Genomic DNA, 26,165 nt, shown 5'->3' with positions numbered 1-26,165 from the left:
CACATAAGGTTATGACAACGACATTAGAGGCAATAACCACCAATTTTAGAAGGTTTACTCAAAATCAGGTGCTCACCGAAGGGCATCTCAACCAAATTGTAGACTACTTTGATGATCAAATACGATTGTCCAGAACCTGCCTTAGTGGTGTTGGTATTGTCTGCGGTTTTCAGGTAAGCTGCGATGAATCTACTAGCGAAATTACCATTACGCAAGGAGTAGGTGTAACCACCGATGGAGATTTGATGCATCTTTTTGAAACCAAAGAAGATGGGACCTTATCCATTGATCTGGAATCGATCACTTATACAGGATATCAAACCTACGATAACTCCCAGGCACAATACAGACCATTTTTTTACAGAGGAGAAAATCAAATTACCTTGCGAGAATTGACCACAACAATAAGTGGAGAAGGGGTAAGACCTTTAAGTAATTTGGCTACGCTCAAAGATATGGTAGTGCTGTTGTATCGCGAAACCTATATAGAAGATGAGGATTTGTGTACAACATTGGGTTGTGATAATCAAGGAGAAAGCAGAGTTGTAAATCATCGAGTGTTATTGGTAAGCAAAACGGATGCAGCTTACATCATTAGCCATGATCCCACCATACAAAAAACCAACTATGGCAAATTGTATTATGAGCTTCCAGAAGTGGTGATGAACAAAGTAGTAGGAACTCCTGATATTTTTGATACCTATGCGGATTTAAAACAAAGCTTTTTTGATGCCATAACCGAAGATAATACAGTTCAAAAATTAATTGATGGCTACACTACGTTATTAGCAGAATTGGATGCACCACAATTACTAGGTGCGATACAAGATAAACTCTCTGAGCTTTTTGTGTTTTCGGCTACTCAAATTCCAGATGATTTTCAGTATCGGTATGACGCATTAAAAGATCTGGTTGATACTTATAATGAAATTAAACAACTACTACTTGATATTGATGTGTCAGATTGTTGTGCTGGGTACGAAGACTTTCCGAAACATTTGATGTTAGGAGAAGTAGAAAAATCAGGACCTTGTTACGAATGCAGACATGGATTTTACAAATCACCGATACTAGCTGGTCTTACCTCTACAACTTGTGATAGTTGTGCTCCAATAGAATTGGACTATGATATTGGTGATACCGGTGATGATCCTATTTGTGAAGGAAGTGTAGATTCTGACGGGAACCGGAGTTATCACATCGTATTTGTAATGGACGAGTCAGGTTCTTTTAGCCGTGAACGTGAAAATGTAAGAAATGCTTTGAATGCTTATGTAGAGTCAGTGCGAGATACCAATACATTTATCTCGTTAATTCCAATGTCTTCCAATAGAAATGATAATTCGTTGTTTAGTATTTATAAAAGAGCAACAGATCCAGCCACAACCCAATGGATACAAACATATGCCACGCGTGGAGGAGATAATGATGATTGGAAATCAGGTTTGTTAAAAGTTCAGGAATCGATCTTGAATGATCCTACCATTCCTAATCCGGATATTGTGATCACTATTAATGACGAGACTAGTTTTCTGGAACGACAGATTGATCCTATAAGTGCGTTTAATGTGCTTTTAACTCCAGCTTCAGAAAACACTAAGCTATTCTTGTATATCTTGGATAACAATCCTGTAGGTCAGATCAATACTAATATCAGGAATATTATTCCTCCAACTTCGGTTCCTAGTGTAGATGGGGAAACTGATTTAGATACCTCAGATTATTTCTTGGCGCAGAATTTTAGGGATTTGGAAGCTAAAATTAGAAACCTGAACGAAATTTTGATCAATTCTAACATCTTTTGTCCAGAAACTACAGAAGACGAAGTGGTCATTGACCGATTTAATCAAGAACTGGCCATATGTTATAGCAGCAGTAAAACAGAGCAACGACTGTTTACCCTTATCAAAAGATCTGCACAACAACTGACTAATTATAATGCAGATTATAATTTTATAAAGATTACCCCAACGATGGATTTGGGGATATTGAGTAAAAAGGCAATCCCATTTTATTATAATGTAGGAGAAAAATTGATTGAGTATTGGGATTTTGACAAGACGATTCGAGGTACACAAAAAACGAATTTGAGTTACCATGATAATTTGTTGGCGATCAAGAAACCTTTAGAGTTTTGTATTGATCACGATTTCTATCGAGTTGAAGGACATTTAGGGAGAAATTATACCGAAGTGGTGCAACGAATCAATACGATCAAAAAGGCAAATAGTTTAGGATTTAATGTTGTGGCATTGCCGATAGAAAATGTTGATATCATTGGTGGAGATTTTAAATCGTTCTATCTCAATCGCAACTTTGGATTAGAACATAAAGCAGGGGTACCCCCAGGAGGAACATTGGTTCTGTTTTATTTACAAAATAGTCAATCGGATACACAATTTTTGGTAAGTGAAGCAGATGTAGCTTTTTCAGAAGGGGGAGAATTTTTAGAAACAGCAGCGTTTGAAATTGATCCTACAACCGTAAATCCAATTGTTGCAGATTTTTGCTTGCCATACCTATGTTGTGATGAAAATGAAGTTGAGGTTAGTCTTCCGGATGAGGTGATTTGTTTTGACGACGACACACAACCTATTCCATTCGATGTGGTTCCTAGAAATGCTGTAGTAAGAGCTGATGTGCCTGCTGGTCTTGATGGAGGTGTGATAAGAAATTCAGACGGCACTTATTCTTTTGATGCTCGTAGAGTAAGTCCAGAACTGCATGGATTTAGTATAAGGTTCATTGTGAATAATCAAAATGCCAATTTTGGAGTGAAGGTTTATGAAAAACCCGAACTTTCTACTACTAGTGCTATCGTGTATAGTAATAATGGAGCTACGGCAACTGTAACTTTCACAGTTACAGGTGCAGAAATCAATACGATAAATGAATTCAGATGGGATTTTGGAGATGGTTCTCCTATTTCGAATACCCAACCAAATGTGCTTGGACAGGTTGTAAAAGTATATAACCTTCCGGTTAATCAGGCAAACACGGTTTCACCAGTATTAACAGTCACTAGAGGTTTTTGTAATGTAAATGTACCAATAGAATCGATCACTTTTGACAGAGTGCCATATTATTATGGGTATACAGGTGATGTAAGAAGACTCAATACAGGAGATGATGATATTTTATCTATGTCTATAGGAGATTTATTATAATATTTTGGAACCGCTTAAAATTATATACAGCCTATCCACTTATCCTATCATCAATAACAGATGGAATATGGGAAATAGGCTTATGGATACGATCTACATGACTGCGGCAAGTATTTTACATAGTTGTCTTTGGTACGACCATGTTGAATTATATGTTGATCAAATAGGATATGATTTCTTAAGCGATTTACCATGTGATGTAACTTTGGTCGATTTTGATAAAAACGCAGAATTATGGATGAAACCCAAGTTATATGCTATCCAAGATCAACACCAACCTTTTGTACATATCGATAATGATATCTTTTTGAAGAAAAATATTGTCTTCGAATTTGATCGGGTTTTGGTGGAGCGAAAAGACATCGGTTTTCATAATTATAAGGAACTGGTTCTTTTTTTTGATGATTATAGTCAGCAGCTAAAGTTTTGGAATAACGAACTAAAATATGCCTGGGGATGTGGTGTCCTTGGATTTAATGACTTAGAGGTAAGAGATGATTTCGTGAAATGTTTTAATGAACTGGAGGATATTTTAACCACCCATAAAGAGGAATTCAAAGATTTTAAGAACAGTAGAGATCAAAATGGGTGGTACTTAGAACCTGGGTTATTATTGGAACAATATAACCTAGCTAGTTTGTTAGCTGTTCAAAGAATTGAGCCGTCCGTTTTAATCCAAGGAGAGGCTCATGATGAACAATCCTCTTACGCCAATGAATTAGGATATGCACATCTTTTTGGAGCATCGAAATATCATCCCAAAAATGTGAAAAAAATCAAAGAATTACTAAAAGAAAAATTCTTTGCAGAGTATAAAAAAATAGAAGAGAAAATGGCTTTTGCAGAACCAACTCTTTTTTGAAAAAATAATAAACCAAAATAAGATATCTGTAATTGATGAATAAAATTGTATACAGTTTCTGGACAGCTCCGCTTACAAAAAGATGGAAAGAATATAGAGAGGGACTAGACCTCGAAGATATTATACAATCGTCTCTACGATGTTTGTACCTGTCTGTGTTGTATTCAAAAAAGTGGGGGTTCGAAGTGGAAATTGTTACAGACCTGGAAAGTGCACCCTATTTTGAGAAACTTCCAATAGATAACCTCTCTACAGATCTTACGTTTTTAAGCTTTGAGGGAAGTTCCTGGATTGAGGGTAAAATGTTGGCCATCTCAAAACAAACCAAACCCTTTGTACATGTGGATTGGGATGTGATGTTACGTAAAAAAGAGGTAGCCAAAATGATCAAAAATTGCCAATCAGATGTGATTGTGCAAAGTCTGGATGATATTTCTTTTGACGAAAATGCAATTAGCGGAAATGAAGTTCGATGGGATCAAATAGAGAATTTTAAGTGGATTGTGGACAATAGCCCATTTTATGTTGAAGAATTAAATAGGACCCATTACAAAGTATACAATACAGCAATCATAGGGTTTAATGATTTAGAGCTCAGGGATGCTTATATTAAGGATTTTTTGAAGTGTTTGCATATCAATAGAAGCTCAAATAAAATACGATTTTTCAATGCTGATATATCTAAAATCATTGATCAATATCTGTTGTATTGTGTAGCCAAAGCTCAAAAAGCAACAGTAGAAACGCTACTATTAAAAAATGAACGGATTCAAATTGAAGCCAAGAGGATAGGGTACACTCACCTTACTTTTTTAAGCAAATACACCAAGCCCGTTCAACAACAGATCAAGCATCTTATCACCAACGAATTTCCAGAATATGATCACTTGATAGGCAACAAGCTACTTTCTGATAATAAAATCAAGATTAGCTTATGTACGGTTGTTATGAATCGTTTTGATCACTTAATAACTACCTTGAAACACAATCTGGAAGTGGTGAAAAAATTTAAAGGTAAGGTAGATATTAATATCATTGATTATAATTCTACCGATGGACTTGAAGATTTTTTGTTTAGCCAGAATTGGTTTATCGAGGGGGTAAGAGAAGGTCTAATTATTTATTACAAAAATTACACAGCCGAGTATTATCATAGATCCCTTCCCAAAAATGTAGTCCATTATCTGGCATTAGGAGAGTACCTTATCAATATTGATGCAGATAATTTTGTGAGCAGTAGTTATCTCAATTATAGCCTTTCACTTATTGAAAAAGAGAAAAGATTCTTTTTACGACCCTCTATTTTATGTACCGGAGGATCTTTTGGCAGAATTATGGTACATCGTGAAGACTTTAAGAAAATCGGTGGATATAATCTGAAGATAGAAACCTACGGTTACGAAGACACTGAGTTTACATTGAGATTAAGAAAAATGGGAGTGAGACAATTAGCCGCTCCAGGCCACTTATGTAGCGATGTCATAGAACATGATGATGCCTTGCGTACGGTTAATGAACGGAAACATGCTGATACCGAAGCCGAAGAATACTCTCATGATGAATCGGATCATCAAAATAAAAAAATAAATTTCGAATTGTATCCTAATAAAGATAAGGTAATCAATATCGAATTATTCAAAGTAAACCATAACAAAACAAAAATAAAGGTTCATGACGCCAGTACAATTACTTTGGACTAAACCATTTGATCAAAATAATGATAAGTTTCAATCGTGTATTCATATGTTTTTGAGCGCTATGATGATCAAAAAGGTATATGGTGAAGTACATATAATGACCGATTATTATGGGCGAGAACTAGTTCGGCAGCTAGAACTTCCTTACGATGTAATTTATAGTGAACTGGGACAGATGAGTGAACTTTCTTGCTTTGTGGATGCCAAAATACTAGGGTATAAAATGTTGGCAGATTTACTGCCAGGATATTTGTATATGGATTATGATGTGTTCATTACTAAACCCATAAAGAACAAAGATCTTATTGTACAATGTGACGAGGGGCTAAACTCTCACCCGTATTGCTTGTATCACTATTTTTTGGATAAGGGAGTGAAATTTCAGTATGAGTATGCTAATGAAGATTTGAGGTTTTTGAATATGGGATTGTTTAGATGTACCGATAGAAAAATAATCTACGATTATTACGAAGCCTATTTTTCGACCATTTATCAAAATCAGCATTTGCAGTTTGATGATTATCATACCGCCCAGCTCACAATGTTTTTGGAGCAGACATATGTTTTCAAAACAATTCAGGAGCATGGTAAAACAGATCAGATTTATGAGTATTACCCCAGAAATAAACCTACACACAATGATTATGTGTATTCGGTGAGTGATCATAAGTTAGATCATATTATCAAAAGCTATGTCGGACGCTCTACACATCTTGAAGAGAGTTTTTATATCGCTCCTTCAGATATTAACCATATCGATAAAACCGGGTATACGCATTTGATGCACTATAAAGGAATGAAGGAGGTATCCACGGATGTAATAGAATTTGCTTTCAAAAACTATCCAAAAGAGTTTGCCAATCTAATGCTCAATATGAAATACATCTGCTAGATGAGTATCGAAAAAAAACATATCATCAATAAAATGTATCTGGAGTTGAATACAACCTCCCAAGAGCAGGCGTACGATATCAAAGATAATCTTGATGTGTTTTTGAAAGAAAAGATACTCCCCAAATTAGAATTGTATTTCAAGGATTTGGATCATTCGTTTACTTCAGATAGCATACAAATTGAAAAATTGGATGTAGATCTAAAGTTTGATGGAGAATTATCATTTGATGAATTAGAGGAGGCACTAATTAAAACCATAGAGAAAGAAATAAAAAACAAAATCAGTCAGCAGCAAGGAGTCCAAAAAGAAGAAGAATCTGGTTTTGTAAGTAAAGAAACAAGCAAGTTTAGATCATTCTTTTATTTTCTTGAAAAAGGAACAACTCCCTGGTGGGAACATCAACATCCTGAGACATTATTTAATGATTCTGAAATGGAAGAAGTAATTGGTGTTTCTGGTTTTGGGGATAGATTGGTTAATAGTATCCAACACTCCAATAACAGACGAAGACTGATCAAACAATTTTCGGATAAAGTATTGATTGAGATACTGCAAAAGGCTTTTGTAACTACCAAGTATGTTATAACTTTTGATAAATTGTTTAGCCAAGATATCCTGTTGTTTTTTAAAGAAGAAATTTCATCTAGAGATATGGTCTGGGAGGAGATTATCATTTTCCTGATAACAAGAGAACCCAAAGCACTATATGATAGGTTAACTAACTTACAGCAGCAACAAAACCGAAAAGAAAGATCGCGATCATTTTGGATAGAAAACACCATCAAAAGATTGTCTGAAACCGGAAAACTCCTGGAAATAGATAGCAATAATCAAAATGTAGATAGTTCAGGAAGTAAATCTGAAATGGATGATGCTATTGTGAACACTAAAAATTTAAGAGGTCCAAAAGAAGAGGAACTTCAGGAACCTCTTCAAAATCCGGATAAGAAAAAGGATACAGGAGAATACCATGAAGTGGAAGAGTTAACAACTTCCGAAAAAGAGTTTGAGAAACCATCAAATACAGATTTCCTTAGAAACAACGAGGTTCAAACTACCGAAGAAGCATCATACTATATCGCCAATGCAGGATTAATTGTATTACACCCTTATTTAAAACACTTCTTTGAGCATTGTGAGCTTTTGGATAAAAATGATGAGCTCAAAAACAAAGAGCTAGCAGCACATTTACTGCATTTTCTAGCCACCAAAAGACAGGGACAACAGGAGCACCAAATGATTTTTGAAAAATTCTTGTGTGGGATACCCATTTATGCACCTATTTCTAGAAATATTGAACTAACCGAAAAACAAATACAGCATTGTGGAGATTTACTACAAGCGACTTTGGATAATTGGGGAGTATTGAAAAATGCTTCAGCCGATCTTTTACAGCATGAATTTTTACAACGCCCTGGGAAACTATTTTTAAACGGAGAGAACCCTAAAGTGGTTATAGAAAGAAAAACTCAAGATATTCTTTTGGATCGGTTACCATGGAATATAAGTGTGATAAAGTTACCCTGGAAAGACAAACTCGTATTTGTTGATTGGTAGCATTTTAATAGATATAAAAAACAATACAAAATAGACACAAATCATGATCACCAAGCTAGCAGAAATATCACCAGGCTTCAGAAGATTCTCTAAAAGTCAATTTTTGACTGAGAGTCATCTGAATCAAATTGTTGATCATTTTGACGATCAGATCCGGTTATCCAGAATTAATCTCAGCGGGGTAGGAGTCGTCTGTGGTTTCGATATTACAGGAGCTTCCAACGCGGTTACCATTACTCAGGGACTTGGGATTACTACAGATGGGGACTTATTGCATTTGTATAAGGATAGTGGAGCAAATAAAATCATTGATTTTCCTAGGATTACGTATACGCATTATCGGAAATATGATAATAGTAAAGCCAATTATACACCATTTTTTTATGAAGATGATGTACAATTGGATTTGTTCGAACTGCTCCCGGTAAAAGAGGATAGCGAAACCTTTCCAATATCTCAGCTAGCAGTCAATGAAGGAGAAGATTTTAGAGATATGGTAGTGTTGATCTATCTAGAGCATTTCGAGAGAAACCTTAATCGCTGTAGCAGTCTAAGTTGTGATGGAGAAGGGATTGATGTGGTTGCCAACTACAAGATTTTGATGACCACCAAGGCCAATGCGCAATATATCAATAGCCTGGATGCCACCATAAGCAGACCCAACTATAAAAATCTCTACTATCAGTTACCAGAGGTAATGGTTCCCAAGGTAATTCCAGTGATTGAAGATTTTCAAACTGCTCTTACGTTAATCAATTTGTTATTATCTCCTTTTCAGAATACCCAATTGATTCAGGATTTAAAAACAGGTTTTGCTACCATTTTTCAAGTGCTGAAAGCGCCGAGCCTTCAATCCAAGTTCGAAGCCAAAGTAGCGGAGTTGTTCGAATTCCCGGCAGAATTAGTACCCAACGATCTTCAATATCGCTATGATGTATTAAAAGACGTGGTGGAGACTTATAATGAAATTAAAAGGTTGTTGTTAGAACTTTCTTATAGTCAATGTGTTGCTAGTCAGAATGATTTTCCGAAGCATTTGATGTTGGGAGAGATTTTTAAAGACGGGGAAGCATGTTACGAATGCAGGCATGGGTTTTATAAATCGGCTATCCATACTTCTGGAGCAGGTAACCGCTGTGATGATTGCTCAGAAGAAGTGAATAATGAAGAAGTAAGTGTTTGTTTCGATACTCATAAAACCGAACAACGACTATTCGGTTTAGTCTTACGTGCGGTACAGCAACTTGAAAACTTCACTACGGATTATAAATTGATCAAAGTAACTCCCTCAATAACCAAAGGACACTTAGGTAAAAAAGCGATACCGTTCTATAACAAGGTGGATAAAACATTATTAAAGCTTTGGGATTTTGATAAATCTTCAAAAGGCAGAGAGGGAGCAAATATTAGTTACCACACCAACTTAATTGACAATAAAGTGCCTCTAGATGTTTATCGTGATAAGAACTTTTTTAGAATAGAAGGTCATCAAGGGAAGAACTATAAAGAAGTGATAGAAAAGCTTAAAGATATTAAGCGTAAAAAGGCAGTTAGTTTCAATATTGTAGCCTTGGGAGTTTCAAGTATTGAAGTTCTGGAAGAAAATTACACCTCCTATTATGTCAATCGACGTCACGGTTTGGAACATAGAGCAGGAGTGACACCAAGGGGAACGCTGGTATTGGTGTTTTTAGAAGATACACCAGTGATTGGAGACGGGGGAGAAGGAGATGCAGAAATAGAAGGAGTTTTCCAACCGGTAGTGGCAGATTTCATGGTTCCATACCTATGTTGTGATGAGAGTGTATTAATGTTAGAATTACCTATGGAAACCCTATGTTTTGGAAATGATACCGAACCGATCCCTTTCAAAGTAACTCCAAGAGATGGTTTTGTTACTGCTCAGGTACCTAGAGATTTAAATGCTGGGATCGTAAGGGATGAAATGGGAGAATCTTTCTTTGATCCTAAGTTAGTAAGTCCTGAACTTATTGGGGTGCCCATTCGGTTTGAAGTAAATAATCAAGATACGGATGCCGTAATTACAATCCATAGAAAACCAGAACCAGTAGTGACTACAACCGTAGTGTACGATAACCCATTCAATACAGAAGTGACAGTTACTTATAATGTATCCGGGCCTCATATTGGTGAAATTGTAAGGTATGAGTGGGATTTTGGAGATGGAACAATTGCCGAAGTTTCTCCAGATGCGTCAGGGAATGTTGTCCGACAATACGATAATCTCCCAGAAACAGCTCCTAATACCATTACACCTAGCCTAAAGGTAAATACAGAGTTTTGTGAAAACACTATAATCATAGATCCTATTACTTTTGAAGATCCAATAGTGATCGAATTAGAGTTGGATAGAAATGAGTTATGTGTAAACCCAGCAGACTGCGATATTCCTGTGCATATTGCATTATTGATTGATGAGTCAGGATCTATAAACGGAAGTGAAGTCACTGAGATTAAAAATGGGCTAACGGTCTTTGTAAATGATCAGGAAGACTCGGGCAATCTTATTACATTATGTAATATGAATGTTGACGATAATACATTGCCCACGCGAATTATCACGCAAACCGCAATAACTGCACAAACCAAAACCCAATTTACCAACTGGATTACTAATTATAAAACTGATGGCAATAATCTTGCTCAAGCAGATTATTGGTCAAGCGCTCTGGGGTATTTAACAGGGCAGATTTCTTCATCTACCCCAATTTCAATTCCTTTGGATATCGTTATTATTATCACGGATGGATTGCAAACTAGAAATTTTGATGAATTAAGAAGTCGAATAAGCATACTAAGTGGTCAAACACATATTTTCTATTATGCGCTTAGTAATGGTGTTTATGCAAACGGAAGCCCAAGCAGTGGAGATCTAATTGCTGCACTACCGAATTTACTGGGCAGGCCACCTATACTAAGCAATCCTGATTTCTCAGATATTGATAGTGCAGATTATTCTTCGTTCACAGACTTTACGCAATTGGGTCAGTTTTTGAGCAACCTGAAAAATATATTAGATAATACTATTGGTTGTATCGAACGAATCAATATTACGCAGCTTCAACCTGCTACAGGTACGGTAACCACTATAGGGGCTGCATCTATTAATGGATTATTGATCCAAGATCGAATAATTACAGTAAACCCTAAAGAATTTGATGCTTACGGACAAGTGATACGATTAGCTGTTGATGGATTTGATTCTGGAACAACCTTATTGGTAGGTAGAATTCCAGAATTTACGATTACTGTAGATCCGGGTGATATTCAATATAATGAAGATAATTCCAAAGCAATAGTTACTTTTAATGTAACTGGGGATTATATACCAGAACCATTTGTGCTCAATTGGGATTTTGGAGATGGAAGTCCAATTTTCGAAGGCTCGACCTTAACACAAGAGTATGAATACGAAGATCTTTCAGCATTAGAAGGAAGATCTGTAATTGTAACATTAACTATTGCAGATCCTTCCTGTGGTCCAGCATCTCAAGAAGTGCAGATCGATTTTGAGCAACCTTTAGAAGAGGTGTCTTTGACTGTTGGCCCTAGAATTTGTTTGGATTCTAGTGGAGAAACCGTTAATGAACTACCAGTGCCATTTGTGGTTACGCCGGCAGATGGAAAAGTAGCGGTAGTACGACGAGCAAATGGATTACGAGTAGGAACCAATCAATTGATATTGGTTGCAGGAACATTTAGAAGATATAACGAGCCTATAGAATTTACTGTTAATGATCAGCCAGTATCGGCAACGCTTACGGTGTTGAACAAACCGGTGTATCAAGCTAAATTTAGTCGTCTCAATAGACCACCATTAGGAGGAGAAGGAGATGTGATCATTACCGAAGGACCAATCATTGATGGTCCGCAACCCAATGCTTTCCCAATAACATTTACATTTGTTGCAGAAAATATAAGCGATACAGATGATACGGATTTCAAATTTATTTGGGACTTTGGAGATGGCAGTTCTTTTGAAGGAAAGGAAATAGCACACCGTTATCGAGTACGAGATGTACGTATCAGGGTTACGGTAACGTTGACTGTAGAAGGTAGTTTTTGTGAAATAGATCCGATACAATTAGAAATAGATCAAGTATTTTTAGGTTAGGATTTCAAATTATTAGATAGATGAGAACGATACGTTATAGATCTCAGGGAGAAGATGTCCACCATTTGGAACAAATCCTAACTAAGTTAGGATATACCGTGTTTGTTTCCAATTTTTTTGGAAAAGATACAGACCAGGCTGTAAAAGCTTTTCAATTAAAAAACAATTTAGTAGTTGATGGGATTGTTGGTCTAAAAACATGGTCCAAACTTATTGAAGCAGAAAAGAATTTAGTAGCTTTTAATGATAAGTTTTTGTCGGAAAAAGATGTAAAGGATTTTGCTAATGATTTTGGTCTCGAATTGGCCATGGTAAAAGCTGTTAATGAAATAGAAAGCAGCGGTAAAGGTTTTTTATTGCACGGTCGACCAAGAATTTTGTTTGAAGGTCATATTTTTTGGAGAGAGTTAGAAAAAAGAGGAGTTAATCCTTCTTCATATGTTTCTGAAAGAACCAAAAATGTACTCTATAAAAAATGGACAAAAACGCATTACAAAGGTGGAGCAGGGGAGTACGATCGTTTGGAAAAGGCAGCTGGGATATCAGATAAAGCTGCTTTTCATGAAGCGGCGTACGCATCGGCTTCCTGGGGATCGTTTCAGGTTATGGGCTTTCATTATAAACATCTGGGGTACGCATCTATAGATCATTTCGTTTCGGAGATGTACGAACATGAACGGGAACATCTGAAAGCGTTTGGGAAGTTCATTTCAAAAACCAATTTCAAAGGAAAAAAATTGATCGATTGGGTAAAAGAGAAAAACTGGGCCAAATTTGCCGAAGGGTACAATGGACCAGGTTACAAAAAGAATAAATACGATATCAAATTAAAGAATGCCTATGTCAAATATAGTAATGCCTGATACTCGCTATACGTCAGAAGTACAATCACTATTTCTGTATTTAGAACAATATATACAGTATCGCTTACATATTGAGCTCAAAAAAGAGGTAATGCCAGCACCTCAATTTCAGTTGACAGGAGATCAATCTCCATTGTCAAGATTTATCAAAGATAATCAGTTGTCTGAAGTTGATACGGTATTGCTATTACTAGCACTTACTCCTCATTTTACGCCTTCTTTGCTGAATACAATTATCTCTTCTTATTTTCCTAACGGGAATGAGTTTGTTGACTTTGGTGGGGTAAAAGGAAAATTTCATCGCGGTATCATCCCAACTGGCGAAACTGCGTTATATATATTGGCTGGGAATCATTTAGAGGAAAGAGCAGCACTGATCGATTATCTGAATACAGGTTCTGGATTGTTTAGAGAACAGATTCTATATGTTGATGATGTTCCCAAAGGAGAGCCAAAAATGAGTGGTAAATTACTGATAGACGAAGAGTTTTCTTCATTTCTAACCACAGGGAGAATACAACGACCAAAGTTGAGTCAAAAATTTCCTGCCAAGTTGATTAATACCGATTTGGTATGGGATGATCTTGTGCTTCAGGAAAAAACAATGCAACAGATTCAGGAAATTGAAATATGGCTGAAGCACAATGAGGTGTTGATGAATGATTGGAAGATGGGGAATAAAATAAAACCGGGGTATCGTGTCTTGTTTTACGGGTCACCCGGTACCGGAAAAACACTTACGGCCAGTCTATTGGGAAAATACACTAAGAGAGATGTTTATCGAATTGATTTATCTATGGTGATTTCAAAATATATTGGTGAAACCGAAAAAAACCTATCTTCATTATTTGATAAAGCAGCAAATAAAGACTGGATTCTTTTCTTTGATGAGGCTGATTCTATCTTTGGAAAAAGAACTAATGTAAGAGATGCTCATGATAAATATGCCAATCAGGAAGTCTCCTATCTCTTACAGCGTATTGAGGCGCATCCAGGATTAGTGATTTTGGCATCCAATTTCAAAACCAATATTGATTCGGCCTTTACCCGAAGGTTTCAGACCATGATCGAATTTCAAGTGCCTGGACCAGAGGAAAGACTCCATCTTTGGCAAAGAATACTACCAGAAGAGATTGGCTTAGAGAATACCATTTCTCTAGAAGAAATATCCCGTAAATATGCCATTACCGGAGCTAATATTGTAAATGTAGTGCAATACGCATGCCTGAAAACCATTGCCTCAGGTAAGAAAGAACTTCAACTCAATTATCTTTTGGAAGGTTTGAAAAAAGAATACAATAAAGAAGGGAAAACGATAAAGATCAATATCTAAATCCATTGGTAGTATACTCATTTTTCTAACAATAAATTGTTTTGTCGATATTGTTTAGAACGGTATAGTGTGAGAATCCCTTGATCTTTTATAATTTTACCTCATGATAGATAATTTTGAAAATGAGTTTTTCGGAATAGGGATTCAGAATGGGAAAACTCCAGAAAATTTGGGTGTACTATGGAGATCTGCTCAAAACATGGGAGCTAGTTTTATTTTTACCATAGGGAATAGATATGCTAAGCAAGCCAGTGATACCCACAATGCTGTAAAAGCGATGCCTTATTTTCATTATGACACCTTCGAAGATTTTTACAAACATCTACCCAAAGGAGCGATGTTGGTGGGCGTAGAATTAACTGAAGAAGCAGTACCTTTAGAAACCTTTAATCATCCTAAAAGATGTGTGTATTTATTAGGAGCCGAAGATCATGGCCTATCAAAAAAAGCTATCGAAAAATCTCAGTTTCTAGTAAAGTTTAAATCAGAATTAAGTATTAACGTTGCTGTTGCAGGAAGTATCATTATGTATGATCGAGGGGTCGATAAACCGCGATTTATACGTGCTGCAAAATGATTTGGTAATATTGTAACGTAATTCACAAGATCATAAGTAATATCTAAAGAATGGAGAAGTACGAAAGTATACTGAATAATATTGCGCGTTACGTAGAGTTGTCGGATCAAGAAAAAGAACGCTTCGTTTCTATTATAAGAACCTCACGTATAAAGAAAAGACAGTTTATCATTCAACCCGGTTATGTTTGCGAGTACCGTAGTTACATTGTAAAAGGTGCAGTTCGAGTATTCTATTTGGATGATCATGGAAAAGAACATACGGTGAGTATTGGTATCGAAGATTACTTTTTTGCCGACTTTTCTAGCCTGATCAATCAGGAGCCTGCCACCCACTTTGCAGAAGCTCTTGAAGATGCTATTATTTTTCAAATGAAGTATACTGATGTCGAAAAACTGTGTTCTGAAATTCATGGGTTAAGCCAATATTTTCGTTTGATCACTGAAAAGGCATTTGCCAATTCTAGAAAGAGGATTGTTGCCAATATCGGTAAGACTTCAGAAGAACGTTATCTCGAATATGCAAAGAGATACCCACAAATTGTAAATCGTGTACCACAATATGTAATCGCTTCTTATTTGGGGATTTCAGCCGAATTTTTAAGCAAAATACGTTCGCGTCCTTCTAATAAATCTTGAACTAGTTCAAGATGATTTCCTGTCCTATCTTATTTTTATTGACCCTATTTGATAAGAAATTTGTGATGTAAATATTTTTTTAAACATCATAAAATTAAATAGTCATGAAAAAACAAATAATAAGGATCGTTTCAGTTGTATTAATTTTAGTTGCAACTACAATTCAAGCTCAAGATGCAAGAGAACTAATCACCAAAGTAGTAGATGCTAATGGGGGAGAGAATGCACTTTATAAATTGAAAGATGTTTCCTTTGATTACACTTTTAAAGTAACAGGAAATAATATTGTCGATGTTTCCAAAGAACGGTACATTTTTAACGGAGAAGTTTCCTATGGTAAATATTCAAAAAGACAAGTATATGCCATTCCACAAATGAAAGGTGTTCATACCCAGTTCTTTGACGGCGCCAAGACAGTTTCCAAATTAGATAACAACGTTATTACAGAGAAACAACCTGCGTACATTGGTCATGCACTTAGGAAAACCAACTACTATTGGTTTGCTATGATGTTCAAATTATTGGATCCTGGAGTAAATCATAAACTATTACCCACTAGAAAAGTGAATGAGATATCATATAAGGTTGTCGAAATGACTTTTGGAGATAATATAGGGGAGACCAGTGATAAGTATATCTTGTATATCAATCCTGAAACTCATAGAATAGATCAGTTTTTATACACGGCTAAAGGTTTTGGAGTAACCGAACCAAGCCTGATGAAAGTTACCTATGAAAAAATTGATGGAGTCTATGTATCTACCTACCGGAAATATGCACCAGCAGATTGGGATGGTAATGTGGTAAAAGAAGTCTGGACCGAGCAGTATACCAAAAATGTAAAATTTAATAATGGTTTCAATCTAGAGAATATTCAGGATTAATTGAGAATTCACAAACTTCAGCACTGTTTGAACGATTTGTTTTACACAGTGTTGAAGTTTTTGAAGTGAAAAGAATTTCAACATTATGACTTTTAAAGAATCTTAACTTGAATTAAAAACTAATTAATGATTCGTTTTTTGTCACTACATTTATAGGAATTCTATAGATATGTTTGAAATTTTTGAAGGTCTGGTGGCAAAGTTCAGTTCTTGGGTTTGGGATTGGCCTTTATTAATATTGCTTATTGGCGGAGGAATATTTTTCCTGATCTACTCCCGGTTTACACCTTTCCTTTATTTTAAGCATGCCATTGATATTCTTCGGGGGAAATATGATGATCAAAACACACCAGGGCAGCTGAGTCACTTTCAAGCGTTGTCTTCTGCCATAGCTGCAACCGTGGGGATGGGAAATATAAGTGGAGTTGCAGTTGCCATTGCAACGGGTGGTCCAGGGGCTGTTTTCTGGATGTGGATCAGTGCTTTGATAGGGATGGCTACCAAATTTTATACGTGTTCTCTAGCGGTAATGTATAGATCCAAAGATGAAAAAGGGAACGTACTTAGTGGACCCATGTATGTAATTACCGAAGGATTGGGAGCAAGCTGGAAACCTTTGGCTGTTTTGTTCTCATTAGCAGGTCTTATTGGTACCTTACCAGCATTTACAGCAAATCAGCTTACACAAACATTAATTGATGTGTGGGATTGGGAAGAAGAATACAAATGGCATATTGGATTTGTATTGGCAGGACTGGCATCTGTAGTCATTCTAGGTGGTATACAGCGTATAGGGGTTGTAGCCAGTAGATTAGTGCCATTTATGGTAGGGTTATATTTTGTTACCGTCATCACCATTTTAGTGATACAGTTTGACGTAGTGCCTGATATGTTTATGATGATTCTTACAGATGCATTTTCAGGAAGAGCAGCTGCAGGAGGAGTTCTAGGGTATCTGATAAAGACAGGAATAAAAAGAGGAGCTTTTTCTAACGAGGCAGGGATAGGAACCGCACCAATGATGCATGGTACCGCAAAAACCAATGAACCTATTCGAGAAGGTTTGGTGGCTATGATCGGACCTGCAATTGATACGTTATTCGTTTGCACCTTGACTGCATTGGCCATACTCTCTACAGGAGTTTGGCAGCATAGTGATAAGAACGGGATATCCTTAACATTGTCAGCCTTTAACGAGGTGTTGCCTTACGGGATAGGAGATGGTGTCGTCGTAATTATGGTACTCGTTTTTGCACTTTCGACCTTATTTTCCTACTCCTATTATGGGACCAACTGTTTAGGGTTTTTGACAAAGCCTAAATACGGGAAATACTATAACTATATTTACCTAGGTTCTATAGTAATCGCTGCTGTAGTCAAAATTGATTTTGCGATCAACTTAATAGACAGTGCTTTTGCACTTATGGCGATTCCCACTGTACTATCCGGCTTAATTTTGGCTCCTAGAGTGAATAAGTCGGCGAAAATGTATTTTGGAAAATTAAAGAAGTAACAACATTTATTTAATGACTATAAACTCGCTTCTTCTGTTTTGCTGATGTTCTTCTTCGGTACAAGGTACATCGTCTGTGCAGTCGTTGATGAGTCTTCGCTCTCCATAGGCTTTTCCTCTCACTCTTCTCCAATTGATTAAACCATTAGTTATGATATATTTTGTGGTAGCGCGCATGCGTTTTACACTTAGTTTTTTGTTGTACCAGTAACTTGACCTGCTATCTGTATGAGAGCGAACTTCAATTTTTAACTCTGGATACTTCTGCAAGGCAGAAATTACTTTTTGAAGTTCTACCTCGGCCTGTGGGGTTATGGTGGCATCGTCTAATCCAAAGTAAATAGATTCTAACTGTAGTATTTTCCCCAGATCATCCCCAACATTTACGGCTACCGACGTGAGCAGTAATTCAGGTTGCTGTTCTGGAGTAAGAGGTACGGGAACATCGTGCAAAAACTCATAAGTATCATCGGAAGTAACAGGAATATCTTTAGGAATAAAAAAGTCCTTGGCTACATGCACGGTATATTGTTTTTCGCATTCGATATCAAAGGTGTATTGCCCCACACTATTTGTGATAGTTTCAGTAATTGTATTTCCCGTTGCGTTAAGCAAAGCAAGGGTAACCCCAGGCATACTTTCGTTGGTTGCAGTATTACTCACAATACCTTGTATATATTGCTTGCAAGTGGTAATAAGCTCTTCGGTTTGTTTAAAACTATAAATATCATCATTACCTTTTCCTCCTCTTCGATTGCTTGCAAAATATCCGATTTTTGTTTCTTCATTGAGTACAAAAGTAAAATCGTCTTTAGAACTGTTTACTGGTCTTCCCACATTAAAAGCCCCAGAAAAACCAGATTCTGATGGCACTGCTACAAAAATGTCCAACCCTCCAAGGCCTACATGACCATCGCTGGCAAAATACAGTCTTCCACTGTCACTGATATAAGGAAAAGTTTCTCGTCCTTCGGTATTAATTTTGGGCCCAAGATTTTTTGGATTTCCGTATTTCTGATTCCCCAAAATATCCACTACATAAAGATCTGATTGCCCCAAAGTACCTGGCATGTCACTGGCAAAATATAACTTTTTACCATCCGCACTTAGCGCGGGATGAGACACCGAATAGTTATCACTAGAAAATGGAAGCTCAACGATGTTTGTCCATTTCCCATCAATTAAAGAAGCTCTATATATTTTGAGCAGTACCACTCCTTTTCTGCTTTTCCCCAATTTATTATTGGTAAAGTTGTTTCTGGAGAAATAAACAGTTTTCCCGTCTTTGCTAAACGAAGAAGAAGATTCATGAAATTTTGTGTTGATTTTGCCTTTTAATTTCACTGGTTTTTGCAAGTTTATCTGATCTTCCTGTATCGTTGCCGAGTATAAATCAAGGAAAGGTGTTTTAGTCCAGGCATGGATTTTAGAATCCTTAGTTTCCTTGCTTCTGGAGGAGGCAAAAACAACTTGATTGTTATGATTAAAACTAGGCGCGTATTCAGAGTTTCGTGTATTGATATTGAGTGTAAAGAGATCATATTTCCCAGATTGCATTTCTATGAAATCCAGATAATTTCTTTTGTTGATAAAGGATTTTGCTCTTTTATCTCCTCCGGTAAGTTGATAAAATTGATCCATCATTTCATCTGCTTCGACGTAGCGCTCTACACTTTTTAAACTTTGTGCGTATCGAAAAAGGTATTCGGGATCAATGTCTTCGGGGTAAGTACTGATTAATTTTTCATACCATTCTAGAGACTCTTCAAGATCTGCTGTAAAGTAGAACGAGTCGGCCAATTTTTGATATAGCAATTGAGATGCATATCCCTTTTGTGCAACATCCAGATATATAGCTCGGGCATCGATATAAGCAAATGCATCAAAACGTTCGTCGGCCTTTTCGATCAATTTATCATCGCCTTGTGCATAAAATAGTAACGGAAGTAGAAAGAGAGCCCCTATCGTTACAAGTTTTTTGCTTGTAAAAATCGATAAACTTTGTATTACGCAATTTTTCAAAGTATCCCAGTATTTTGTTTCTAAAACTAGTTTTCACGGGGTTTTTGAAAACATACTGATATTAAAATTATAAAAAAATGAAGTAAAAATTAACATATTGATAATTACTTGCTAACGATTTTCAGAATAAAAATGTTAACAAATAGCTACTGCTTAACATTGTGAGAGTAGAATTATACTATTGATAAATATTCATATACCTTTGTCAAAAATTAATTTTGGCATGGCGCATAAGGCGGGGTTTGTAAATATTATTGGTAATCCTAATGTAGGTAAATCTACATTGATGAATGCTTTTGTAGGAGAAAAGTTATCGATCATAACTTCTAAGGCACAGACGACAAGACATAGGATTTTGGGAATAGTAAACGGAGATGATTTTCAGGCTATTCTATCAGATACTCCCGGAATCATCAAACCTGCTTACGAATTGCAGGAGTCAATGATGGATTTTGTAAAATCCGCCTTCGAGGATGCAGATGTGTTGATCTATATGGTTGAAATAGGAGAAAAGGCACTTAAAGATGAAGCTTTTTTTAAGAAAATAACCCATGCAAAGATTCCGGTCTTATTACTGATCAATAAAATAGATCGATCCGATCAGGAAAAATTAGAAGAGCAGGTAGTATTCTGGTCGCAAAAGGTTCCTAATGCAGAAATTTATCCCATATCGGCCTTAGAAAACTTTAATGTAAAAGAGGTGTTTGATCGATTGGTAGGCTTATTGCCAGAATCTCCACCTTTTTACCCCAAAGATCAATTGACGGACAAACCGGAGCGTTTCTTTGTGAATGAAACTATACGAGAGAAAATTCTTCTACATTATAAAAAGGAAATTCCGTATGCCGTCGAGGTAGAAACAGAAGAATTTTTTGAAGATGATGATATCATCAGAATCCGATCTGTAATCATGGTAGAAAGAGATTCACAGAAAGGAATTATTATTGGTCATAAAGGTAGTGCACTAAAAAGAGTTGGGGTAGAATCCAGAAAAGAATTAGAAAAGTTTTTTGGTAAGAAAATTCATATTGAATTGTATGTGAAAATCAATAAAAATTGGCGTAGTAACCAAAATCAACTAAAACGTTTTGGATACAATAAGTGATTGTAATCTGTTGATTTTTATTGGTTTGAATATAAATTTGTAAGTTAAATACTACTCAAAAATATTTCGATTTGCTTTTTAAAGCAGAAAAAAGTGTTTTTAACGTTTTTTGGTTGTAATGGTGTTGACATTCAATTGGTAATGCATAAATTAGCGGTCCAAATTTACATTAAAGCCCCAAAATATGAAACGTGAACACTTCTTCAATAGGACCTGTCAGCTAGTTAAACAAATATTCTTTTTGTAGCAATAAAAATAACCCTTGCGTAAAGCCTGGGATGATTGTATTGTGGTCTTAACGAACTTCTTTTCAGAATAACAAACCCAAAAATAAACTAACGATTCAAATTTTTGAATGTATAAACACAACTACCAATGTCAAAAATTACAAGAACACTTAACGGATATAGTAAGAGAGCATTTTCTTATATGTGCTTTAGTAGCTTACTGATGATCTTTATTCTTTTTTCAGGATTCAATACTCTGGATGCTGGTAAAAAAGGAAAAAACACCCCTGATCCAGATACGAATTGCCAGAATGCGATACACGCTAGTCTTGGATTTAATGCCTTTGTAAGAAATGAAACTTATGTAAAAGGAGGAGATACAGAGGGACCTATCGCACTAGGAGGTGATTTAACAATGAAAGGCATTATTACTTTAGCCGCACATGCGGGAGGTGAAAATTATTTTAATGGTGATAGCGAACCTTCTTCTTTGATCGTAGGAGGTGTAATTCACTACGAATCCGGAGAAGGAATTCATTTGAATCACGGTTATGTAAAAGTTGGAAACCTTAATGGTTCTTCAGTTCATGATGTAGATCTTAATAGTGCTTCGGTAAACACCCGAATCACATCTGGGAGTTACGATGCCAAACCTAGAATTCAGGTACAAAGGAAGCAGAACGGAGTTACCGTGGGAAAAAGTAATCTTATAGATTTTGCAGGAGCTTTCGAGAGTTTCAAGACCAAATCAACTTCTTGGAGTGCATTACAAGCTAATGTTACAGTGACTTCAGACTATAAAATTACACTTGCTGCTAATCAAGTAAATGTTTTAAATCTTTCGGCAAATGAGCTTTTAGGGTTGCCCTATATGACTTTCGAAAATGCTCCAAATGTAACAACTCCATTGGTAATCAATGTAGATGCTCCATCAGATTTTGAATGGACAGTATTTAATATGAACAATATTGGTGATCAGCATGGGCGCTTTATTTTATGGAATTTTTACAACGCGAGAAAGGTAACCTTGAACGGAGGAGGAACTTTGGTAGGAACCTTATTTGCTCCAGAGGCAGATGTTATAAAAAACTCTTCAGGAAATATTAACGGGCAAGTGATTGCTAATAACTATTATCACAATCAAGGAGAGTTACATCACCATCCTTTTGAACCATGTATAGATCCCGAAACTCCAACCTGTTTGCTTGCAGTAGATGCAGGAGAGGATGTGTCAGTTTGTGGAGTTGACGAGGTTGTGCTATCAGCCTCTGTTTCAAATCCTTCTACCTGTAATGATTGCACAGGAACATATGATATAGAAAATACTGCTCGTTGTGGGAAAAACTTTGAGTATGTGTTATGGCTAAAAGATGATGGAAACGATATTGTAAAAAGATATAGTAATATCGACCTCAAATGGGAGGAGTTAGATAACGGAACAGCAACCTTAAAAGGATCTGTTGCTGATAATGATGATGCTCAAATAACTTTGACTGTAGATGTAACCTATTCAGGAAGAACAACCAATACTCCTGCGGGAAGCCCTAAAGACCATTTTTGTAATACAGAAAACACAGATGGATGGATTTATTATACCGAAGTAACAGGAACAATATCAAATACAGATGGTTCCTGGTCTTTTGATATTTCTAGAATGGGACCAGCTTTCCAGTTAGGAAATGGAGCCAACGTTACCGAAGACGAATTAGGAAGGTATGGAGCTTCAGGATGGTTTAATACTACAGACAATGATTTTAATAGAGGAGATTTTAATATCAATATTGGAGATTGTATTACTTCTGAGAATAATGAAGTTACCTATTTGTGGTCAACAGGAGAAACAACACCTACGATATCAGTTACAGAGTCTGGATCCTATACAGTTACCGTAAAAGACTGTGCAGATTGCGAGGCTACCGATGAAGTTTCTGTAACCTTTGATGATTCGCCGGTGGTAAGTGCAGGAGATGATCAAACCATTTGTGCTGGTGAAGAGGTGACTCTTACCGCTACCGAGGGTGATACCTATGAATGGTCTAATGGTGAAACTACGCAATCGATAACGGTGGCTCCGGGAGCAACAACAATGTACTCGGTAACAGTGAATACTGGAGATTGTTCGGGAACCGATAACGTAAAAGTAATTGTAGCAGATTTTGAAGTTGATTTAGGAGATGATCAATCTATATGTGTGGGAGATACAATAACTCTTACAGCCACTGAAGGTGATACCTATGAATGGTCAACTGGAGAAATTACTCAGTCTATCACAGTTTCTCCAACCACAGATGTCAATTACGCTGTTATCGTAAGCAAAGGGAGTTGTACTGCCACAGATGAGGTTTTTGTAGCGGTTAACAGACTAAGAGTTTCTGCCGGAGAAGACCAGGTAATTTGTACTGATGGAGGAGGAGGTACAACTAGTTTTGCAAAAAATGCAGTGACATTAACGGCTTCTCCAGGTGAAACCTATCTATGGTCTACCGGAGAAACAACCAGGTCTATTACGGTTGCTCCTACAGTAACCACGAGTTATTCTGTTACTATTACATTAGGTGCGTGTGAAGGTACTGCTGAAGTAATGGTTATTGTAAAAGATTGTGGTGGTGGAGATACTGTTAGAACAGCTAGTGTGTTCCCTACTTTATTGAAACCTACAGATGATCTTAAGGTAAATCTTTCCTTAGAACAAAGCCAATTTGTAAGAGTATCTGTATATAACTTATCAGGAAGAGCAATGGGACCAGTAATCACCAAAAACATGACAGCAGGAGAAGTAACTATGGAGGTGAGTCTTATCGATTTCCCAAAATTATCGTCAGGTATTTATATGATTAGTATCAAAGGAGATGATGGATTTAATATGGTGAAACGATTTGTCGTAGACTAATATATCCAGAGAAACTAAACCCATAAAAGATAAGGCCTGCTATTAAAGTGGGCCTTTTTTTGTTACAAAAAGGTAATATTAGATCAAAGATGGCTTGATGTTATTTAGCTTTTGGATAACATTAAAGAAATATTAGATACCAACATTTGAGGTTTTAATCACACAAAACGTATCGACAATGAAACTTTTTAACAAATCATTTCTTTTTGCAGCCATCACTATGGGAGTTTTAAGCTCCTGTGATCTTGATGATTTTCAAGGCGGGGGTGGCTCTCAAAATCTTAGTTTTACAAAAATAGGAGGCTTTAGTAATGGTAGTGGCGACGAAGGATTTGCCGAAATCTCGGCATTCGACGCTCGTACTGGAAAATTATTTATAGTAAACCCCAACGAAGCAGAACTTTCTGTTTGGGATATTACAGACCCTTCTACACCTGTAAAAGGAGCCAGCATAGCACTTTCGGGAATACCCAATAGTGTTGCTGTTCAAAATGGAGTAGTAGCAGTAGCTTTAGAAAACGCAGCAAACAAGCAAGCAAATGGGGTTGTTGCTACTTATAATTCAGATTCTCAGCAATTGCTAAATACGTATCCTGCGGGACCTCTTCCAGATATGGTAACCTTTAGTCCTAATGGAAAATTTATAGTGGCTGCAAACGAAGGAGAACCAGACGATTTATATACTAATGATCCAGAAGGGTCTATTACTATTATTAACGCGCTTACAGACGAAGTTTTTAATGTTGGATTCAATGCCTTTAGTGTTGCTAGTACTGGAAACCATTTCAGGGTATTTGGACCAGGAGCTACATTTGCACAAGATGTAGAGCCAGAGTATATCGCTATCTCCAAGGATTCGAGAACTGCCTATGTTACTTTACAAGAAAATAACGGAATTGCTATCGTTGATCTGAATTCAAAATCGATTAGAGATATTGTAGGTCTGGGAGTTAAAAATTACGCCCTTCCTGAAAATCAAATCGACGCAAGTGATAAAGACGATATCGTAGGAAACTTCCAGAATTGGCCAGTATATGGTTTCTATCATCCAGATGCGATAACCTATACCAACATTAGAGGAGCTGGGTTTTTAATAACAGCAAACGAAGGCGATGCAAGAGATTACGATGGCTATTCTGAAGAGGAAAGAGTAAAAGATCTTGTTCTAGATCCTGCCGTTTTTCCTGATGCAGACGTATTACAATTGGATGAGAACCTGGGAAGATTAAAAACAACTACAGCAAATGGTGATACCGATGGAGATGGGGATTTTGATGAAATTTATGCCTACGGCGGAAGATCTTTCAGTATTTGGTCTACCTCGGGGTCACTGATTTTTGATAGTGGAGATCAAATCGGAAAAACTGTTTTTGATATCGACCCAAGTGCTTTTAATAATAACGAAGGAAGCGAAGCTGATAAAAGATCTGATGACAAAGGAGCAGAACCTGAAGCGGTAGTAACCCTTAGAGTGGGGAATAGAACTTTATTATTTGTAGGATTAGAACGTACGGGAGGAGTAATGGTATATGATATGTCAAATCCTTATAACCCAAGGTTTATAGAGTGGCTTAGAGATGCAAATGATATTAGTCCAGAAGGATTAATTGTAGTGAAGGCATCAGATAGTCCCACAGGAAAAGATCTTTTGATAGCGACTCATGAAGTTTCAAATACCATTGCGATCTACGAAATCAGTAAATAGTTGTGTTGTTTAATTGGTAAAAGTTGGGTTAAAGCTTTGTTTCTAAAATAGTTAAATGTTATGTTAAATTACTTCCATAAAAACTTTGTTGTTTT

Annotated in this window: 16 protein-coding genes; 15 read left to right on the top strand and 1 reads right to left on the bottom strand. The window is 36.5% G+C overall.

What is annotated here, in order from left to right; translation table 11 throughout:
* The first annotated feature begins 11 nt into the window (after positions 1-11).
* The 12 genes from BUE24_RS17945 (at position 12) to BUE24_RS17890 (ending at position 18,121) form a co-directional block, all read left to right on the top strand.
* Entirely contained in the window at positions 12-3,167 is a 3,156-nt protein-coding gene (locus BUE24_RS17945) for a vWA domain-containing protein (RefSeq protein WP_073318987.1), read from the top strand.
* Between the two features lie 67 nt (positions 3,168-3,234).
* Positions 3,235-4,029, top strand: coding sequence for a DUF6734 family protein (locus BUE24_RS17940; RefSeq protein WP_084549603.1), 795 nt, complete (start codon positions 3,235-3,237; stop codon positions 4,027-4,029).
* Positions 4,030-4,064: 35 nt separating this feature from the next.
* Positions 4,065-5,729: a DUF6734 family protein gene (locus tag BUE24_RS17935; protein ID WP_073318981.1), complete on the top strand. Its 1,665-nt coding sequence runs from the start codon at positions 4,065-4,067 to the stop codon at positions 5,727-5,729.
* Positions 5,701-6,618 (top strand): DUF6734 family protein, encoded by a 918-nt coding sequence (locus BUE24_RS17930; RefSeq protein ID WP_073318979.1) that lies wholly within the window; start codon positions 5,701-5,703, stop codon positions 6,616-6,618. The genes BUE24_RS17935 and BUE24_RS17930 overlap by 29 nt, the downstream gene beginning before the upstream one ends.
* Entirely contained in the window at positions 6,619-8,178 is a 1,560-nt protein-coding gene (locus tag BUE24_RS17925; RefSeq protein WP_073318976.1) for a contractile injection system tape measure protein, read from the top strand.
* 43 nt (positions 8,179-8,221) lie between these two features.
* The gene (locus tag BUE24_RS17920; RefSeq protein ID WP_073318973.1) at positions 8,222-12,313 is read left to right on the top strand and encodes a PKD domain-containing protein; all 4,092 of its coding nucleotides are present in this window, start codon (positions 8,222-8,224) and stop codon (positions 12,311-12,313) included.
* A gap of 20 nt (positions 12,314-12,333) precedes the next feature.
* A complete protein-coding gene (locus BUE24_RS17915; RefSeq protein ID WP_073318970.1) occupies positions 12,334-13,176 on the top strand; it encodes an N-acetylmuramidase domain-containing protein in 843 nt (280 codons plus the stop codon).
* Complete coding sequence (locus BUE24_RS17910; RefSeq protein WP_244548175.1) at positions 13,154-14,509, top strand: ATP-binding protein; 1,356 nt, start codon at positions 13,154-13,156, stop codon at positions 14,507-14,509. Before BUE24_RS17915 ends, BUE24_RS17910 begins: the two co-directional genes overlap by 23 nt.
* Before the next feature lie 103 nt (positions 14,510-14,612).
* Entirely contained in the window at positions 14,613-15,086 is a 474-nt protein-coding gene (locus tag BUE24_RS17905; protein ID WP_073318967.1) for an RNA methyltransferase, read from the top strand.
* Between the two features lie 50 nt (positions 15,087-15,136).
* Positions 15,137-15,724, top strand: a complete 588-nt coding sequence (locus tag BUE24_RS17900; RefSeq protein WP_073318965.1) for a Crp/Fnr family transcriptional regulator — start codon at positions 15,137-15,139, stop codon at positions 15,722-15,724.
* A gap of 104 nt (positions 15,725-15,828) precedes the next feature.
* Positions 15,829-16,608: a DUF6503 family protein gene (locus BUE24_RS17895; protein WP_073318963.1), complete on the top strand. Its 780-nt coding sequence runs from the start codon at positions 15,829-15,831 to the stop codon at positions 16,606-16,608.
* 169 nt (positions 16,609-16,777) lie between these two features.
* Positions 16,778-18,121, top strand: a complete 1,344-nt coding sequence (locus BUE24_RS17890; RefSeq protein WP_073318961.1) for an alanine/glycine:cation symporter family protein — start codon at positions 16,778-16,780, stop codon at positions 18,119-18,121.
* Positions 18,122-18,127: 6 nt separating this feature from the next.
* Here BUE24_RS17890 and BUE24_RS17885 read toward each other — a convergent pair whose 3' ends face one another.
* On the bottom strand, positions 18,128-20,143 hold the full coding sequence (locus tag BUE24_RS17885; RefSeq protein ID WP_244548174.1) for an OmpA family protein: 2,016 nt from the start codon (positions 20,141-20,143) through the stop codon (positions 18,128-18,130).
* A gap of 223 nt (positions 20,144-20,366) precedes the next feature.
* Here BUE24_RS17885 and era point away from each other — a divergent pair, with 223 nt between their 5' ends.
* The 3 genes from era to BUE24_RS17870 all read left to right on the top strand — a co-directional run bounded on the left by era (position 20,367) and on the right by BUE24_RS17870 (position 26,070).
* Complete coding sequence (gene era / locus BUE24_RS17880) at positions 20,367-21,248, top strand: GTPase Era (protein ID WP_073318958.1); 882 nt, start codon at positions 20,367-20,369, stop codon at positions 21,246-21,248.
* 375 nt (positions 21,249-21,623) lie between these two features.
* Entirely contained in the window at positions 21,624-24,365 is a 2,742-nt protein-coding gene (locus BUE24_RS17875; RefSeq protein WP_073318955.1) for a collagen-binding domain-containing protein, read from the top strand.
* A 178-nt stretch (positions 24,366-24,543) separates the two neighbouring features.
* Positions 24,544-26,070 (top strand): choice-of-anchor I family protein, encoded by a 1,527-nt coding sequence (locus BUE24_RS17870; protein ID WP_073318953.1) that lies wholly within the window; start codon positions 24,544-24,546, stop codon positions 26,068-26,070.
* Positions 26,071-26,165 lie beyond the last annotated feature (95 nt).

The organism is Aquimarina spongiae, assembly GCF_900141785.1.
In the GTDB taxonomy this organism is placed as follows: Bacteria; Bacteroidota; Bacteroidia; order Flavobacteriales; family Flavobacteriaceae; genus Aquimarina; species Aquimarina spongiae.
The sequence above is the reverse complement of the archived record's forward strand: the minus strand, read 5'-3'. Positions and strand labels throughout refer to the sequence as shown.